The organism is Nocardia beijingensis NBRC 16342 (genome assembly GCF_001612785.1).
Taxonomy (GTDB): domain Bacteria; phylum Actinomycetota; class Actinomycetes; order Mycobacteriales; family Mycobacteriaceae; genus Nocardia; species Nocardia beijingensis.
Map to the genome: position 1 here is coordinate 1 of NZ_BDBC01000058.1, position 17,676 is coordinate 17,676.

The following is a 17,676-nucleotide window of genomic DNA, read 5'->3' on the forward strand; positions in this document are numbered from 1 at the left end:
GCCCTCGAACTTGTAGCCGCTGCCGGTGGTGTAGAACTCGGTGGCGGCCACGTCCAGCGCCAGCGCCACGTCGCTGCCCAGCTTCAGGCCGGTCTTGTCGATGGCCTCGCTGATCAGATCCAGCGCCGCCTTGGTGCCCGCGACGTCGGGCGCGAAACCGCCTTCGTCACCGAGACCGGTGGCCAGGCCCTTGGCCTTGAGCACCGACTTCAGCGCGTGGTAGACCTCGGCGCCCCAGCGCAGCGACTCCTTGAAGGTCGGCGCTCCGATCGGGGCGACCATGAATTCCTGCACGTCGACGCCGGTGTCGGCGTGCGCGCCGCCGTTGAGGATGTTCATCATCGGGACGGGCAGCACGTGCGCGTTCGGACCGCCGAGGTAGCGGAACAGCTCGAGGCCGGAGGACTCGGCGGCGGCGCGGGCCACGGCCAGCGAGACGCCGAGCAGAGCGTTGGCGCCGAGGCGGGACTTGTCCTGGGTGCCGTCCAGGTCGAGCAGCACCTGGTCGACGGTGCGCTGCTCGACGGCGTCCAGGCCGATGACGGCGGGCGCGATCTCGTCGAGCACGCCTTCGACCGCCTTGCGCACGCCCTTGCCGCCGTAGCGCTCGCCGCCGTCACGCAGTTCGACGGCCTCGTGCTCGCCGGTGGACGCGCCGGAGGGCACGGCCGCCCGGGTCAGGGTGCCGTCGTCGAGAGCGATCTCGACCTCGACGGTGGGGTTACCGCGGGAATCCAGGATCTCGCGAGCTCCGACCTGTTCGATGATGGCCACGAAAACGACACTCCTTCGGCTGCTGACACGGTAGGTCTCACGGGATGGGCCGTGCGCTGCGAGCCTATCGTCCCGTCAGCGCGGCGGGTAACCGGCACTCCGGGGACCGGGACATCACACCCGGCGGCCGATGCTGTAGGTCGCGGCCCGGTCGCGCACCGTCAGCAGGTAGCTGTGCGACTGGTTGTAGGTGAGCAACGCCCGCTGCCAGCCGTGCTCGGAGGTGAGGTCGCCGCCGCTGGCGCACAGGTACCTGGCGGCGGTGAGCGCGGCGTCGTCGATGTTCTGCGGGTCAGCGACGCCGTCTCCGTTGGCGTCGACGCCCCAGCGCTTCCAGGTCTCCGGGATGAATTGGAGCGGGCCCACGGCGCGATCGTGCACCGGGTCCCCGTCCAGCGCGCCGCCGTCGGTGTCCTCGACCCGCGCGACGCCGGGTGAGCCGTCCAACGGCACGCCGATGATCGGCGGCCGGACCGAGCCGTCCTCGCCGACCCGGGCGCCGCGGTGGGTGCCGTGCTTGCTCTCCACGCTCGCGATGCCCGCCAGCGTCGTCCAGGCGATGCCGCAGTCGGGGCGGGCCCTGGTCATCACGGCCGCCGCGTAGCCGTAGGCCTCCAGCGCGATCGGCGGGATGCCGAGCCGATCGGCCTGCTCGTCGGCCCAGCCGTGCAACTGGACGGCCGTGCGGCCGGGAGCATCCAAGTCGATCGCGGGCAGCGGGGTGCCCGGTCCGGGCGGGATGCCCTCCGGGATCGGGGTGCGCTCGCCCCCGCCGCAACCGGCGAGCCCGAGAAGCACCAGGACGGCGGCGCAGACGCCGGTCTTTCGCAACACATCTTCCATGATCCAGATGACGACGCGTGCCCGCGGCAAGCCGGTGACGGAGTGCACTGCGTGTCGCAGGCTCGCATGACGCCTGGCCGGTCAGACGAGCAGTTCACTGGTGGCGTTGTGCGTCGGCGCCGCGAGCACCGTTCCGGTGTGCCCGGATTCGACGATGCGCCCGTGGTCGAGCACCAGCAGCTGGTGACAATACGCGGCGACCAAGGTCAGGTCGTGGGTGATGACCAGTAGGGCGGTGTCGCGTTCGGACCGGATCCGGTCCAGCAGCACCATGATCGCCACCGCGGTGGCGTGGTCCAGCGCGGAGGTGATCTCGTCGCACAGCAGCACGGCGGGTTCGGCGGCGAGCGCGCGGGCCAGCGCGACCCGCTGGCGCTGCCCGCCGGACAACTCGTGCGGATAGCGGGCGGCCAGATCGGCGGTCAGCTCGACGGCGGCGAGGAGTTCCGCGATCCGCCGCGAAAGATCCCGGCGTGGGACGCGTCCGATCCGCCGCAGGGGGCGGCCGAGCGTCTGCGCGACGGTGCGGCGCGGGTTCAGCGCGGACCGGGGGTTCTGGGTGACCAGTTGAATACCGCCCGCGCCGTAGCGGATTCGCCGGTTCGCGCCGACGGCGATCGGCTCGCTACGCAGCGCGAGCGAACCGGTCGCCGCATGGTGCAGCCCCGCGAGCACGCGCGCCAAGGTGGTTTTGCCCGCGCCCGACGCACCCACCACCGCCAGCGCCGAGCCCGCCGCGAGCGCGAGGTCGATGTCGGCGAGCACCTGGTGGCCGTCGATCGAGGCGGCGATCCCCTCGGCCCGCAGCACGATGTTGTGCGGCTTCGAGTCGCCGTCTTCCGCCCGGTGCGGCACTTCACGTCGAGAGCCGACGCCGTTCGGCGCTCGACCGGAAGACCACCGGAGGTCCGAATCCCGGCCCGGCACGGCGCGTTGCTCATGTTCGCCCGCCGATCCGTTCCGCGCCGGGCCGGAGCGCGACTCATCAGGACCTTCCGGCGTCGACATGGGCTCGTCGCGATCAACGGAGGCCGAACCGTCGGAAGCGACCGGCCGAAACGCCTTCGGCTCGGCCACCGCACCGAGGATTCGCTCCGGCGTACCGTTCCCCCGAACCGGATGCGGTGCCGCCGGGCGGACCACGCCGAGTTCGACGATGTCGTCGGCGATCGAGTGCACCAGCGCGGTGTCGTGCCCGGACAGCAGGATCGCCGCCGACCGCTCGCGGGCGAGTGCCGCGAGTTGTCCGGCGATGTCGGTGCGCAGCGCGCCGTGCAGCCCGGCGAGCGGCTCGTCGAGCACCAGCACGCCGGTGCGGCGGATCAGCGCCCTGGCCAGGGCGACGCGCCGCTGCTGGCCGCCGGAGAGTTCGCCGGGGCGGCGGCGCAGGTATTCCGGCGACAGGCCGACCAGCGCGAGCGTGTCGGTCAGGGTGGCATCGGACGCGCCCGGCGCGACTTCGCGCAGCAGGGCGCGCACGCGCAGCAGGGGGTTCAGCGCCGAGCCGGGGTCCTGCCCGACGTAAGCGATGTGCCTGCGCCGGAACCGGTGCAGCGCCGAGCGATCCAGCGTGAGCACATCGTGTCCGGCGACCGCCGCCGTTCCCGTCGCGCGCGCCGCGGCGGACGGCAGCTGTCCGAGCAGCGCGCGCATCACGGTGGTCTTGCCCGACCCGGACGGACCGGTGAGCGCGGTGACCGTGCCCGCCGGAATCCGGAAGGTCGCTGGACCGGCCAGTTCGCGTCCATCCGGGCCGAACACGGTCAGGCCGTCGACCGCGACGAGGTCGGCCCGAACCTGCCCGTCCGTCTCGGCCGTCCGGCGCACGCTCGTCGTGACGTTCGCGTTCATTCCCGCTCCCCTCCGCCGAAGGCCGACACCGCCAGGTTCACGCTCACCGCGACGATCGCGATGGCCAAGCTCGGGGCGAGCACGGCCAAGGGGTTGAGCAGCATGCCGGAGGCGTTCTCGCGCACCATGACCGCCCAGTTGCTCGCACCGAGCGTGGTGGGCAGTTGCAGGAACGACGCCGTGCTCACCAGATAGACCGCCGCGACGAAACGCAGCCCGAGCTGCGTTGTCGAGACCGCGCGCAGGTTCGGGATCACTTCGCGGAACACCAGGTGCCCGAGCGGCTCACCGGCCGCCCGCGCGCTCTCCACGTAGCCGGACGCCGCGACCCCGGCCGCGGCGGCCGTGAAGATCCTCGCGCAATAGGGGACGCCGAACAGCAGCGCCAGAGCGATCAGCCCCACGGCGCCCGCGTCCGGCCACGAGGTCAGCACGAGCAGGATGCCGAGCACCGCGGGCAGCAGGATGAACAGATCGGTGCCGAGTTCGATCCACTCGCCGATCCGCGGCCGCAGCGCCGCCACCGCGCCGAGGACACACGACGCGCCCGTCACCAGCACCGCGATGATCGCGGCCACCAGCAGCAATCCCCAGCCGCCGTAGAGCAATTGGCTGAGCACGTCCCGGCCGAGGCGGTCGGTGCCCAGCGGCGCGCCCGCACCGGGGTCACCGAACGGGATGCCGATCGCTTCCTCCGCCGGGTGCGGCGCCAGCGTCGGCCCGAGGGCCGCCAGCAGCGTGACCAGCAGGGCGGGCGCGACGGCGAGACGGCCGAGCCGTCGCACCGGCGCCGCGGCGGAGACCTTCATCGCCGCCCCCGCAACGACCAGGCGCGGATGCCGTCGGCGACGGCGAGCACGACCATGATCGACGTTCCGGACAGCGCCACCACCGCGGCGACCACCGAGGTGTCGCGATCGGCCACCGAACCGGCCAGGACCGCGCCGAGACCGGGATAGTTGAACACGGTCTCCACCACGAGAGCACCGCCGAGCAGCATCCCGACCGTGGTGGCGAAGCTGGCGACGATCGTCGGCAACGCGAACGGCAGCACATGCCGCGCCAGCACCGCCCGGCCCGGAACACCGTCCAGCACCGCGCTTTCCACGTGCGGAGCCAGCGCGGCGTCGGCCAGGGCAGCACGCACCACCCTGGTGTTCCAGCCGATCTGGGGCAGCGCGAGCGCGAGCACCGGCAACACCAGCATCTGCGCCCCGGCCGGCATCCCCGACCGGCCGGTGACGGTGACCGCGGGCAGCCAGCCCAGCGCCAGCGCGAACACCAGGATCAGCACCGTGGCGATCACGAACTCCGGAACGGCCACCGCGGTGGTCGTCGTCGGCTGCAGCACGCGCGCGGCCACGCCGCCCGGCCGGGTCGCCCACCACGCGCCGAGCGCGAGCGACGCGAGCACGGTCACCGCGAGGGCGAGTCCGCCGAGCAGCAGCGTCGGCGGGAACTTGTCGGCGAGCAGATCGTCGACCGGCCTGCCGCGCGCGGTGCGCCCGAAATCGCCGGTGACCACGCCCGATATCCAGTTCCAGAACCGCACCCACAGCGGACGGTCCAGGCCGAGTTCGTGTTCCTTGGCCGCGATCTGCTCCGGCGTGGCCTCCCGGCCGAGTACCGCGCGGGCGGTGTCGCCCGGTAGCAGGTCCACGGCGACGAAGACGCAGGCCAGCAGCGTCACCAGCAGGATGACGCGCCGCAGCAGCAGTCGCGCGAAGAGCATCACCCGGCCAGCCAGGCCTTTTCCAATTGGACGCGGGCGAAGCCGCCGAGCGCGGGCAGGCCGCGCACCTGGGAGGCCGCGATATCGATGCCGTCGGCCATGCCCCAGACCAGGTAGCCGCCGCGCTCGTACTCGATGCGCTGCAACTCCTGAGCGGCCTGCCGATACTCCGCGTCGGTGTGCGCGGCGAGGGCTTTCGCGGTCGCGGCGTCGAATGCCGCGTCCTTGAAAGCGGTTTCGTTGCGGTTCGATCCGCTCGACAGCAATTTGCTCGCGAAGAAGAGCGTGGAATCGTTGGTGCCCCAGGAGATGGTGTACAGCGGCGCCTTCAGCCAGGTCTGGTCGTAGAAGGCGTTCGGCTCCTGGGTGACCACGTCCAGCCGGACGCCGATCTCGCCGAGCTGGGTGGCGATCACCTTCGCCGATTCCACCTCACCGGGCGCCTCGGCCTTGGTGACGAACGGGTAGCTGCGCCCGGTGTCGAAGTTCGCCTCGCGCAGCAGCGCCTTCGCGCGCTCGACGTCGCGGGTGCGTTGGGCGAGCGAGGTGTCGTAGAGCGGATCGGCCGTGCCGAGAATGTCGTTGGCCACCGTTCCGTATCCGGAATGCACCTGCTTGACCAGGGCTTCGCGGTCGACGCCGAGCCGGATGGCGGTGCGAACCCGCACGTCGGCGAACGGACCGTCGGAGGTGCGCATGGCGACGCCGACCACCGTGTCGTTCGGGCGGCGCACGACCGTCAGGCCACCGCGTCCCTCGGCGGTGCGGCCCGCGATCGCGCCGACGTTGGAGGCCAGATCGATCTGCCCGCCGAGCACGGCGTTGCCCAGCGCGGTGACGCTTTCGAACATCGTGACCTCGATGGCGTCCAGCAGCGGCGGCCCGCCGTGCCACTGCTCGTTGCGCACCAGCCGGGCGTTGCCGCCCTGATAGGACTCCAACCGGAACGGCCCGCTGCCGACCGCCTTGGTGAAGTCGGTGGTGTCCTTCTTCACCGTGAACGTCATCAGCCGGACCAGCAGCGGCAGTTGGGTATTCGGCTCCGGCACGGCCAGCACCACGCGATTCGGCCCGTCGGCGGTGATGTCCTCCACGGCCACCGGCATCTTCGACGCGCCACCGACCGTGCGCAGCCTGCGCAGCGACCACACGACGTCCTCGGACGTCACCGCGCTCCCGTCGTGGAAGGTCGCGTTCTCGGCCAGGCTGAAGCTCCAGCGCCGCCGGTCCGCGTCCGGCTCCCATCGGGTGGCCAAGCGCGGCACGACGTTCGGGTTGCCGCCCGGCACGGTGAGCGCGTCGTAGACCAGCGAGGTGACGAGGAAGTCGCTGTCGTTGCTGAGGTTGGCGTGCGGGTCGCGTTCGATGCGCGCGGCGGTGCCGAGCGCGCCGACCCGCAGTGTGCCGCCGCGCCGCGCCGGTCCGGACGTGTCTGCGTCATCCGAACAAGCGGCTACCAGCAGCACCGCCCCCACCCCGAGACTCGACCGCAGCAGGCCCCTTCGATTCAAAACCATTGTGCTGCCCCTCTTCCTGACCGAACCCACGGCGGTACCGCGCACAGCGCCTCGCTCAGGACAGGCTAGCCTAATGCACTGCGCGACTCACCGATACCGGCATCAAAACGGCAGTGCAAGGGCGCATCTCTCGCAAACCGCGGACCGAGGCATTTCAAGCCCGATTCCACACGGGCCGAAGTTATACGGTTCGGCTATTTTTCGCCGACTCGCTTAGGTAAGCCTTGCTTCACTACGTGCGAAGGGCTACCTTCCCATACTAATCGTGAACCCTGCTTTTCCCACCGATGCGAAGAAGGGAAGCCCGGTGAAAAGCGTTCTCTCCGAACGTAAGACGCTTCACCCCCTAGACCTCGAACGACGTGAGCTTTCCCCGGAGGCGGGCCGCGCGGTGCGCGCTCTCGCCAGAGAGATCTCGACCACACTCGACCTCGCGCTCGCCGATCCGGCCGCCGCCGCGCGCACCCTCACGGCCCCGGCGCTCATCGAACGGATCGACGCGGGCGCTGCGCGGCTCCCGGCCGAGGTGCGTCACGCCATGCGTCCGCCCGCCACCGCGGCGGGCGCGGCCGTCGTCGGCCGTCTTCCGTTGACGGACAGCGAATTCGGCCCCACGCCGCCGAGCTGGCGGGAGGCGGCGCGCTGGAGCGGCGATCCGGAGCGGCGCGCGCGTTCGTTCGAACTCGACCTGGTGATGCTGCTGCTCGCGCGGAGTGCGGGTGAGCCGTTCGGCTGGCAAGGCCAGCAGGACGGGCGATTGGTCAACAACATCGTTCCCGCGGCCGGTCACGAGCACGAGCAGTCCGGGGCCAGCAGCAAAGTGCTGCTGAGCCCGCATACCGAGGACGCCTTCCATCCGCGGCGGGCCAACCTGCTGATGCTCGGTTGCCTGCGCAACCCGGATCTGGTCGGCACCACCGTGTCGTCGGTGCGCCGGATCGAGCTGTCCACCGCGCAGCGTGAACTGCTCAGCACTCCCACACTGCCGATCCTGCCGGACGTCTCCTACGGCGACGGCCACGAAACCCACACGCCCGCACCGGTTCCTACGTTGTGGAGCGCCGCAGGCCCCGAGCAGCAGACTCTGCGCTACGACCCGGCGTACACCCCGCTCGCCGCCGCCGACCCGGAATTCCGCGCGGCCTACGAACACCTCGCCGCCGAACTCGAACGCGTCTGTGTGACCGCCGCGCTCGCCCCGGGCGAGCTGTTGCTCGTGGACAACGACGTCGCCGTGCACGGCCGGGTGCCGTTCACCGCGCGCTACGACGGCACCGACCGGTGGCTCAAGCGAGTGAACATCCGGCTTCCCGAACGGCGGCGGCGCGCCGAGGAAGCCGACGAGAATGGCTACGGGCAACGAACAGTAGCCCCGTTCCGGGCGGCGGTCACCCCGCCGGTCGAGAGCGGCACTCAGGAGCGGGATGCAGTACGACATGATCGAGGACCCCTTGAGCACGCGTGACCGAAGCACACCCCTGCGGGTGTTGAGCCGCAGCGACCTCGCCGACGTGCCGATCACACCGGCGGCGGTGGTGCGCGCGGTGGAAGAGGCGTATCTGGCGCTGGCCGCCGGTGATTCGGACAATCCGCGCAAACTCAGCGTCGCGAACCCCGACGGCTGGTCGGTCGCCTACGCCATGCTCGGCCGGGACGGCCGCAGGCGCGTGGTGGCGATGAAGACCTCCTACAAGTTCGACCCAGGCCACGATCGCAGCACGAAGCGGTACTACACGACCATCACGCTCTACGACGACAGCACCGGCGCGCCGATCGCGATGATGGACTGCGCGCGGGTCGGCGCGCTGCGCACGCCCGCGGTGTCGGCCCTGCTGGTGCGCGAGACGATCCGGCGCGGCGCGGAAAGCGTGCTGCTGATCGGCACCGGGACCCAGGGCCGCAACGCCCTGCCGCACCTGCTCGCGGCGAACCCGCAGCTGCGCAAGCTGATGGTCTACGGAACGCACCCGGAAGGATTGGCGGCCGTGCACCGCGGGCTCGCCGAGCACCATCCGCACGCGCTGCTCGAGACCGTCACCGATCCACGCGCCGCGGCGGCTACCGCCGATGTCGTGCTGGCGACGGCGGGCCCCGGCACCGAGGTCGCGCTCGAATCCGACGATCTGGCACCGGGTTCGGTGGCCGTGCTGGTCGGCTACGGACTCGCGCCGTCGACGCTGCACGACGCCGACCGCGTGATCGCGACCAGCGCCGAGCAGATGGCGCTGACCGGCACCGACATGGCCGGACCCGACGGCACGCTGCGCGCGGTGGACGCCGAGCTGCCGCAGATCCTGAATCGCCGCGCGGTCGCGCGCCGCTCCGACGACGAGCGCGTGTTCGTCTACAACAGCGGGCTGGTGCTGACCGATATCGCGGTGGCCCACGCGCTGGCGGAGCGGGCGATCGCGGAAGGCCGTGGCACGGAGGTGCCGCTGTGGGACTAGAGCACGCGAGTGTCACCGTGGAGCCGGGGAACGAAGCGGCGGCGCAGGATTCGATCAGCGCGGCGCCGATGCCCGCGCATCTCGACCCCTGGGAGCGCCGCCTGCTCGCCGATCCGGATCTGCTCGGTGACTTGGCTTTCGCGCTGGGCGGCCCGTTCCACGTGATGTATCCGGCGCGGGTCGGCCAGAACATCCGGGCGTTCCACGCCGCGTTCGCGCACGCCGGGGTGCACGGCGTCATCTACTACGGCAAGAAGGCGAACAAGGCCGCGTGCGTCGCGCGGGCCTGCGCGGAACACGGCGCGGGCGTGGACGTCGCCAGCGTCGGCGAGCTGACCGCCGCGCTGGCACAGGGCGTGCGCGGTGACGAACTCATGGTGACCGGCCCGGCCAAGGCCGACGAATTGCTGTGGCTGGCCGCCAGGCACGGCGCGCTGATCGCCGTGGACGATCTCGAAGAACTCGAACGGCTCGCCCGGCTCGCGTCCACCGACGACCCCGCCCGCGTGCTGATCCGCGTGCTGCCCGCGGCCTCGGCCAGCCGGTTCGGCATGACCTCCGGCGAAATCGATGCCGCCGTCACGCTGTGCGGCGCACACGGTTCGATTCGACTGGAGGGCTTCAGTTTCCACCTGTCCGGCTATGACGCGGTGGCACGCGCGGAACTGGCGGGCGAGCTGATCGCCCGCTGTCTGCACGCGCGCACCCTGGGGCATCCGGCCACCACCGTGTCGATCGGCGGCGGCTTCGGTGTCGACTATGTCCCGGCGGAGGCCGCGATGGCGTTCACCGCGGGGGTGGACAGACAGTGGTTCCACTCCGGGAAGTCGTTCGATTCGTACTATCCGTACCACTTTCCGGTGCCCGGCGCGGCCATGCTCGCGCAGATCCTCGACCACGCCGATCTCGCCGGGCGACTGCGCGACAACGCCGTGCGGCTGGCGATCGAACCGGGACGCGCACTGCTCGCGCACGCGGGCTGCACCGTCTTCCGCGTCCAGGGCAGCAAGATCAGGCATGCGCACGGCGAGCCCTACCGCTTGCTCACCGTCGACGGCACCAGCCTCAGCCTCTCGGAGCAATGGTTCGACAGCGAGTACCTGCCCGACCCGGTCCTGTGGCCCGCGCGTCCCGGCGCCGCGACGCCGACCAGCGTCGGCGCCGCCACCTGCCTGGATTCCGACATGCTGAGCTGGCGGCGGGTGCCGCTGCCGCGCCCCGCCGAGGTCGGCGATCTGCTGATCTACCCGAATACCGCCGGCTATCAGATGGATTCGAACGAGTCCGCCTTCCACGAGCTGCCCATCCCACCGAAAGTCGTCCTGCACGACGCACCCGGCGAGCGCTTCCGCTGGACCCGCGACGGCAGCTGACCCGACTACCCGACCAGAACCAGGAGACATCAATGCCGCTCGTCACGCGCGTGACGGATCTGATCGGCCGCACGCCGCTGTTCGAGCTCGCGGCCACCGCGACCGGCACCCGCCTACTGCTCAAACTGGAGCAGTTCAACCCGACCGGCGCGGCCAAGATCAGGATGGCGCGCGAAATGGTGCTCGACGCCGAGCGGCGCGGTTTGCTGCGCAGTGGCGGACATATCATCGAGTCCACGTCCGGGAACACCGGGCTCGGCTTGGCGGTAGTCGCCGCGGAACGTGGGTATCGCTTCACCGCAGTGGTCGACCATCACGCATGTAAGGACAAACTGCGCGCGATGCGGGCAATGGGTGCGGAACTGGTGTTCGTCGCCGACGAGGGCGACGACAACCTGGCCACCTCGGCACGGGAGGACCTCGCCGAGGCGATGGCGGCCGAGCGGGACGACGCGTTCTTCACCGAGCAGCACAACAACGACGCCAACGCGGTGGGCTACTACCCGGTGGCGGAGGAATTGCTCGAAGACGTCGAGCGCGTCGACATCCTGCTGTCCGCGGTGGGCACCGGAGGTTCGCTGTTCGGCACCGCGACCCGCCTGCGCCAGCTCGGTTGCACGCCGTACGTCGTCGGGGTCGAACCGGTCGGCTCGATCGCCTTCGGCGGGCCGGGCGGACCGTACTGGCAGTCGGGCACCGGCACCCCGCCCGGCGCCACCATCGGCACCGCCGTCGACTATTCGCTGCTGGACGAGGGCGTGAAGGTCACCGACGTGGCGGCCTTCGCGACCGCTCGCGCGGTGGCGGCCGAACTGGGCCTGATGATCGGCGGGTCGGCGGGCGGTTCGGTGTACGCCGCGCTCACCCGGCTCGAGGAGTTCCCGCCCGGCTCCACCGTGGTCACCATAGTGTGCGACGGCGGCGAGAAGTACTTGGACACGGTGTTCGACGACGAGTGGATGAACGAACGCGACCTGCTCGACCCCGGCACCGAACGCGAGGTGGCGCTGCTGCTGCGGCGCTACACGCCCGCCGCGAGGAACGGTTTGGTGGAAGCGCGGTGAGGGCCGGTCGGTCGTACGGTGTGACGCTGCACCCGCGCGGGACACTCCCGCCCTCTGCGAAGGAGAACCGGTGATCGTGAGGAGTTTCCGCGGCGACGGCGGGCGGCTCACCGCGCTCGCGACGCCGATCGCGCTGACCCAGCTCGCTCAGATCGCGGTGTCCACCACGAACATCGCGCTGATGGGCACCCTCGGCGTGCGGCAGGTGGCCGCGGGCGGCCTGGCGATCGTGCTATTCAACCAGATCCGCACCATGTGCGTCGGCCTGATCACCGCCAGCGGCAACCAGATCGCCACCGCGGTGAGCGCGGCGGGCAAGCGCGGTGAGTCGCCGGACCCGGAGATCCGCGATCTGCTGCGCTCGAGCTTCGCGATCGCCACGGTCGCCGGGTTGCTCGGCGGCGCGGTGCTGATCGGGCTCGGCTGGGTGCTGCCCTGGCTCGGGCAGGACCCTGGCGTGCTCGCCGACGCCCGTCCGCTGATGGTGGCGCTCGCGCCGGGGCTGCTGCCGTGCCTGTGGTTCCAGGTGCTGCGCCAGTACACGGTCGGCATGCAACGCCCGCAGGCGCTGTTGCTGGTGACCCTCGGCTCGGTGGTGCTGAATCTGGCGCTCGCCCTCGGCTTCATCCACGGCAAGGGCGGGCTGCCCGCACTCGGGCTCACCGGCATCGGGGTCTCGACCTCGCTGGTCTTCCTGATCACCTTCGGCGTGTTCTTGGCGATGGTGTGGCGCGACGACGAACTCGGACGCACGCTGCCCATGACGCCGCTGCCGGTGCGCCTCTCCACCGTGCGCGCCGAGCTGCGACTCGGCACGCCGATCGCGCTCACCTACGGCTCCGAGGCGGGCATGTTCTCGGTGCTCGCGCTGGTCATGGGCAGCATCGGCCCGGCGGCGCTGGCCGCGCACAACGTCGTCTACCAGATCATCTACATCGTGTTCCAGGTGGCGATCGGCCTCTCACACGGCGCATCGATCCTGGTCAGCCACGCAGTCGCGCGCGACGAGCACGCGCACGCCCGCGCGCTGGCCTGGCTGGCGCTGCGGCACGCCGCGGTGATCGCCGCGCTGACGGGCGCGGTGTACGTGGTGGCCCCCGACCTGGTGCTGCGCCCCTTCCTGGACTCCTCCGACACCGACACCATCCGCGTGGCGCACACCCTGCTGCTGATCGGCATCGTGCTGCAATTCTTCGACGCCGCCCAGAACATCGGCACCGGCCTGCTGCGCGGTCTGAAGGCGACCAACGCGGGTTTCCGCCTCTCGCTGATCGGCTACTGGGGCGTCGGCCTGCCCGTCGCCCTGCTCCTGGCCTACCCGGCCGGCCTCGGCGCCGCGGGCGTCTGGTGGGGGCTCACCGCGGGCCTGGCCACCACCGCCGCCCTCATGCTGCGCCGCTACTTCGCCCTGCTCGACGAGAAGGAACGCGACCAGCCGCACCTGCTGCCGGAAACCCTGACGACCCAGAGCTGAGCACGCGCTCACGCGATCGTCGCGGCCGTGGAAGACGCCAGCGATCCGCCATAAGCCTCGGCACGAGCGAACGGCCGCGCGACGGATCGCCATCGGAGTCCTCCGGCCTTCACGACTCGCGCCCGCCGTCCGCGGCTGCTCGGAACACCGTCGCAGGCGCGCGGTGAAACCGGATCGAGAGCCCCGTCCCGGCGCGGCATCCGGTCCAGGCGGAGCGTCGACGACGGCCGTTCAGGGGCGGATTTCCGGTTGCCGTGGTTTCGCCCGGAGGGCCCCATCGCTGATCCCGGTGTCGAAGCGGCGGCTCACGGCCGCACGTTCCGAGCGCGGCGGCCGGACCGGCGCGGACCACGCGCTCCGCGCCCGCCGGAAGCGCCGGAGGGCCCAACCCGCACCGGCACCGCCGTACGAAGCGACGCGCCGTGGAGCGCGCGGCGAGTTCCGTCGACCCCCGCCGTGACCAGGGAGGTGTCGCGTAGCGTTGAAACGTCGTCGTCGGCCGGGCTCATGACGGTTGCGGCCGGGAGCGGGAGGTGCCGGATGCTCAGCGTGTTCTCCTCGCCGGGGCACTACGTGCAGGGCCGGGACGCGACCGCCGCGCTCGGCGCGGAGATGACCCGTCTCGGGATCGGCGGGCCGGTGCTCATCGTGGCCGGTTCCAGCGCTTTCCGGCTGCTGGCGAGCACGTGGGAACGCTCGCTGACGGACGCGAAGATCGCCTATTCGATCCATCTGTCCGGCGGTGAATGCAGCCGGGCGGAGATCGCCCGCATCGCCCACGCCGTCGAGGAGTCCGGCAGCACGGTCGTCCTCGGGGCGGGCGGCGGAAAGGTACTCGACGCCGCCCGCGCGGTCGCCGATGACCTCGAGTTGCCGATGATCAGCTGCCCGAGCACCGCCTCCAGCGACGCGCCGTGCAGCGCGCTGTCGGTGATCTACACCGACGCGGGCGAGTTCGAGGCATATCAGCTGGTGCGGCGCAATCCGGCGCTGGTGCTGGTGGACACCTCGGTCGTCGCGCAGGCCCCGCCCCGGCTGCTCGCGGCGGGCATGGGCGACGCGCTGGCGACCTGGTTCGAGGCGCGCACGTGCAGTGCCGCCCAGGTGCGCAACATGCGCGGCGGCGCTTCGACGCGCAGCGCCACCGCCTTGGCCGAGCTCTGCTATCGCACCTTGCTCGCCGACGGGGCGCAGGCGCTGACCGCTGTCCGCACGCACAGCGTCACACCGGCGCTGGAGCGCGTCGTCGAGGCCAACACGTTGCTGTCCGGGCTCGGCTTCGAATCGTCGGGACTGGCCGCGGCCCATGCCGTGCACAACGGCCTCACCGCCGCCGCGGGAACGCGCCCGTTCCTGCACGGCGAGAAGGTCGCCTTCGGCACCCTCACTCAACTGGTGCTGGAGGGTGCGCCCGCGTCCGAGATCGGCACGGTGCTCGGTTTCTGCGCCGAGGTCGGCTTGCCGACCACGCTGGCCGCCCTCGGCCTGCCCGACGCCGACGACGAGACGCTGTCGGCCATCGCGCGCCGCGCGACCGCTCCGGGCGAGACGATCCACAACGAACCCTTCACCGTGAACGTCGCGATGGTCGTGGACGCCCTGCGCGCCGCGGATGCCATCGGCCAGTGACCAATCCCACATCCGCCGCGTTCGCCCAGCGTTCGACACCGAAACCTAACCCTCCCGATGGCGAGTCTTCACCGAATGCCGGGAAACCTGTCCGTAACCGGCGCTATCGTGGCGACGGAGTCAAGCCAATGGCGGGCAACCCGCCGGGAGGGATTCGGTCCGGTGTCCATCACCAGAGTCGCGGAGTATCCGCGTCCGGATCACGTGTTGTTCCACTTCAGCGACACACATCTCATCGCGGGCGACGACCCCTTGTACGGCGATGTCGACGCCGACCTGCGGCTACGGCAGCTACTCGAACAGGCGGCGGCGAGCGGTATCCGCCCGACCGCGGTCGTGTTCACCGGCGATCTCACCGACCGAGGCGAGCCCGCCGCGTACGCCAAGCTGAGGTCGATCGTCGAGCCGTTCGCTAGAAGTTTGCAGACGTCCCTCGTCTGGGTGACCGGCAACCACGACGACCGCGCCGCCCTGCGCGCCCGCCTGCTCGGCGAGTACCCGACGACTTCCCCGCTGGACCGGGTGCACCTGATCGACGGGCTGCGCATCGTCGCCCTGGACACCTCCGTGCCGGGGCACCACTACGGGGAGATCTCCGACGGCCAGCTGGAGTGGCTGCGCACGGTGCTGTCCGAGCCCGCGCCCTTCGGCACCATCCTGGCCATGCACCATCCGCCGGTGCCGTGCGTGGTCGACCTGGCCGTCACCGTGGAACTGCGGGATCAGCGCCGCCTCGCCGACGTGCTCGACGGCACCGACGTGCGCGCCATCCTCGCCGGCCACCTGCACTTCTCCACCAACGCCACGTTCGCGGGCATCCCCGTCTCGGTGGCGTCGGCCACCTGCTACAGCCAGGATCTCGGTGTGGCGCAGGGCGGCCTGCGCGGCCGGGACGGCGCGCAGGCCTTCAACTACGTGCACATCTATCCGGACACCGTGGTGCACTCGGTGGTGCCCATCGAGCGCGGTCGCACGGTCGGCGCGCCCGCCACGCCGGAGGAGGCGCGGCAACGGCTGACGGAGGAAGGCATCGTGATCCCGCCGGCCGGGCGCATCCCGCACGTCATGCGGCGCCCTGCGTCGACTCCGGAAGCGGATGACGAGGCGGTGTGCTGAGCCGTTCCCACGGTCCCGGCTCCGGGTAGTACCTGGCGAGGAACTCCGACACGATCCGCACCCGTTCGGATTCGGCGACCTCGGGGAAACTGCCGTCGTTGAGGCAGAAGAAGTCGACGTCGCGATGACGCGCCAGCCCGTCCAGCAGGGCCAGCCCACCGTAGCTGGTGGTATCCACGTAACGCACCTTCGCCGCCTCCTGCGGCACCGCGCGCCCGGTGAACATGGCGTAGTAGTGATACAGCGAATTGGTGACCGAGATGTCGGTGGCCGCGCGGAACCGGCTCGCGCTCGTGCGCGCGAAATCGGCGGCGAACTCCTCCTCCATCTCCATGAGCACGCTGCGCCGCAACGGCACCGGCGTGTGCTCCAGGTGCCGCGTGATGACGTAACCGAAGCGCTCCGCCAGCAGCGCCCGGTTCACCCGCGCGGCGTTCTCGAAACCGCTGCGCCGTTCGTTGTTGCGACCGGGCCCGATCCTCGTGTCCGCTTCGATGAAGCGGCTCACGCCGCCGGGCGTGAAGAACATCGACGGACGCACCGGACGCGCGAAGAACATGTCGTCGTTGGAGTACAGGAAGTGCTCACTCAGCCCATCGATGTGCTGCAACTGGCATTCCACCGCGTGCGAGTTGAACACCGGCAAGCCGCTGACATCGCGGAAGTGGTCCACCGCCCGCACCACGGTCACCTTCGGGTGCGCGGTCAGCCATTCCGGCGGCGTCGAGTCGGTCGCGATGAAGATCCTGCGGATCCACGGCGCGTTCTTGTGCACCGACCGCAGGGCGTACTTCAGCTCATCGATCTGGCGGATCCTGGCGTCCGCGTCGTCGCCCTCGCCCACCACGACCTGGGCCAGCATCCCGGCGCGGCGGGCGCGGAATTCCGGGTCGGAGCCGTCCACCCAGGAGAACACCAGGTCGATGTCGAACCCGACGTCACCGGTCTGCGGCGCGAACATGTCGGCCAGGGTGGGCCAGGTGCGGTCGAACAAACGCACCTGCGTGCGCTGGACGTCGGCGAGGTCGAAGACGGTGCGGGTCAGCGCGTTCGGGCGCGGGCAGGTCACCGTGTCACCGTGGTACTCCCACAGCTCCAGCTCGACGTGATGAGCCGGGTCGTGGTCGCGCCCGAGCCGGAAGACATTCTGCTGCACTTCGACACAGGAGAATCCCGCCGACATCGCCGTGGCGGTCACCCGGCGCACCATCAGGCGGTGCGCCGCGTCGGCCGCGAGCACCAGCCGGTGCCCGCTGTCGCGCACGAGCAGGAACGGCACCTCCGCCGCCGCCAGCTCCGCGCGCAGATAGGCGAGATCCTCGATCATCGCGGCGGACACGGCGAGATTGCTCGCCATGGGCCGCGTGACCATCTCGACCGCACCCGAATCCACTGCTCCCCTGTCCATCATCACTGCCTCCACTTCCGTCGAACCGCAGGTCATTCGTTCCGTCCGGGGCACCGCGCCGAGCGGCGATCCGTCGATGCCGTGGCATCGACGTGCGCGGACCGCGCGCCTGGCGCGGTGACATTCAGAAGTGGGGAAGGGTGCCGAAGCGCGGGTACGAATTGATCACCCGGTATGCAGACGACTGGAAGACCATTTCGTTTCACCTCACTCACGGCCGGACGCGCATGCGTCATGAATGGAAGCGCTGCACTCGTGCGGGGACGATCGAAGGGCACGGGCGGCAGTCGCACGCCGGACGGTCATCGGCCGGCTGAATTGGTCTGCCCAGGAAACTCCGGGCACCTCTACGAATGATGCAACGCGCTCGACATTCCGTCAATCGGTGCAGCTGACCGGCCCCGACCAGTGCGCCGTCACGGGTGTAGCACACACTCCGCAATACAGT

14 protein-coding genes are annotated in these 17,676 nt (G+C 70.8%); 7 read left to right on the top strand and 7 right to left on the bottom strand.

All coding sequences use genetic code 11. The features are described 5' to 3' along the window. From eno to NB3_RS28100, 6 genes are all read right to left on the bottom strand, one after another. Nucleotides 1-774, bottom strand: a 774-nt coding sequence (eno, locus tag NB3_RS28075; protein ID WP_084823740.1) for a phosphopyruvate hydratase, incomplete at its 3' end; no start/stop codon positions are given. A gap of 114 nt (nt 775-888) precedes the next feature. After that, nucleotides 889-1,617: a lytic transglycosylase domain-containing protein gene (locus NB3_RS28080; protein ID WP_067809409.1), complete on the bottom strand. Its 729-nt coding sequence runs from the start codon at nt 1,615-1,617 to the stop codon at nt 889-891. A gap of 81 nt (nt 1,618-1,698) precedes the next feature. Further along, a complete protein-coding gene (locus NB3_RS36395) occupies nt 1,699-3,468 on the bottom strand; it encodes an ABC transporter ATP-binding protein (RefSeq protein ID WP_067809377.1) in 1,770 nt (589 codons plus the stop codon). After that, nucleotides 3,465-4,277: an ABC transporter permease gene (locus tag NB3_RS28090; RefSeq protein ID WP_067809379.1), complete on the bottom strand. Its 813-nt coding sequence runs from the start codon at nt 4,275-4,277 to the stop codon at nt 3,465-3,467. The genes NB3_RS36395 and NB3_RS28090 overlap by 4 nt, the downstream gene beginning before the upstream one ends. After that, nucleotides 4,274-5,200: an ABC transporter permease gene (locus NB3_RS28095; RefSeq protein ID WP_067809411.1), complete on the bottom strand. Its 927-nt coding sequence runs from the start codon at nt 5,198-5,200 to the stop codon at nt 4,274-4,276. Before NB3_RS28095 ends, NB3_RS28090 begins: the two co-directional genes overlap by 4 nt. Further along, on the bottom strand, nt 5,200-6,717 hold the full coding sequence (locus tag NB3_RS28100) for an ABC transporter substrate-binding protein (RefSeq protein WP_067809380.1): 1,518 nt from the start codon (nt 6,715-6,717) through the stop codon (nt 5,200-5,202). The genes NB3_RS28095 and NB3_RS28100 overlap by 1 nt, the downstream gene beginning before the upstream one ends. A 307-nt stretch (nt 6,718-7,024) precedes the next feature. Here NB3_RS28100 and NB3_RS28105 point away from each other — a divergent pair, with 307 nt between their 5' ends. The 7 genes from NB3_RS28105 to NB3_RS28135 all read left to right on the top strand — a co-directional run bounded on the left by NB3_RS28105 (nt 7,025) and on the right by NB3_RS28135 (nt 15,820). Beyond that, complete coding sequence (locus NB3_RS28105) at nt 7,025-8,182, top strand: TauD/TfdA family dioxygenase (protein ID WP_067809382.1); 1,158 nt, start codon at nt 7,025-7,027, stop codon at nt 8,180-8,182. Beyond that, a complete protein-coding gene (locus NB3_RS28110; RefSeq protein WP_174553248.1) occupies nt 8,154-9,164 on the top strand; it encodes an ornithine cyclodeaminase family protein in 1,011 nt (336 codons plus the stop codon). Before NB3_RS28105 ends, NB3_RS28110 begins: the two co-directional genes overlap by 29 nt. 68 nt (nt 9,165-9,232) lie before the next feature. After that, nucleotides 9,233-10,537 (top strand): alanine racemase, encoded by a 1,305-nt coding sequence (locus NB3_RS28115; protein WP_067809413.1) that lies wholly within the window; start codon nt 9,233-9,235, stop codon nt 10,535-10,537. A 32-nt stretch (nt 10,538-10,569) separates the two neighbouring features. Then, nucleotides 10,570-11,601, top strand: coding sequence for a PLP-dependent cysteine synthase family protein (locus NB3_RS28120; RefSeq protein WP_067809387.1), 1,032 nt, complete (start codon nt 10,570-10,572; stop codon nt 11,599-11,601). Between the two features lie 70 nt (nt 11,602-11,671). After that, on the top strand, nt 11,672-13,075 hold the full coding sequence (locus NB3_RS28125) for an MATE family efflux transporter (protein ID WP_067809388.1): 1,404 nt from the start codon (nt 11,672-11,674) through the stop codon (nt 13,073-13,075). Between the two features lie 540 nt (nt 13,076-13,615). Further along, the gene (locus NB3_RS28130) at nt 13,616-14,704 is read left to right on the top strand and encodes a glycerol dehydrogenase (protein ID WP_067809390.1); all 1,089 of its coding nucleotides are present in this window, start codon (nt 13,616-13,618) and stop codon (nt 14,702-14,704) included. A 162-nt stretch (nt 14,705-14,866) separates the two neighbouring features. Beyond that, nucleotides 14,867-15,820, top strand: a complete 954-nt coding sequence (locus tag NB3_RS28135; protein WP_067809392.1) for a phosphodiesterase — start codon at nt 14,867-14,869, stop codon at nt 15,818-15,820. Here the strand turns inward: NB3_RS28135 and NB3_RS28140 are convergent. Beyond that, nucleotides 15,768-17,231, bottom strand: coding sequence for a stealth family protein (locus NB3_RS28140; RefSeq protein ID WP_084823746.1), 1,464 nt, complete (start codon nt 17,229-17,231; stop codon nt 15,768-15,770). The two genes, NB3_RS28135 and NB3_RS28140, sit on opposite strands and share 53 nt — an antisense overlap. Nucleotides 17,232-17,676: the final 445 nt, after the last annotated feature.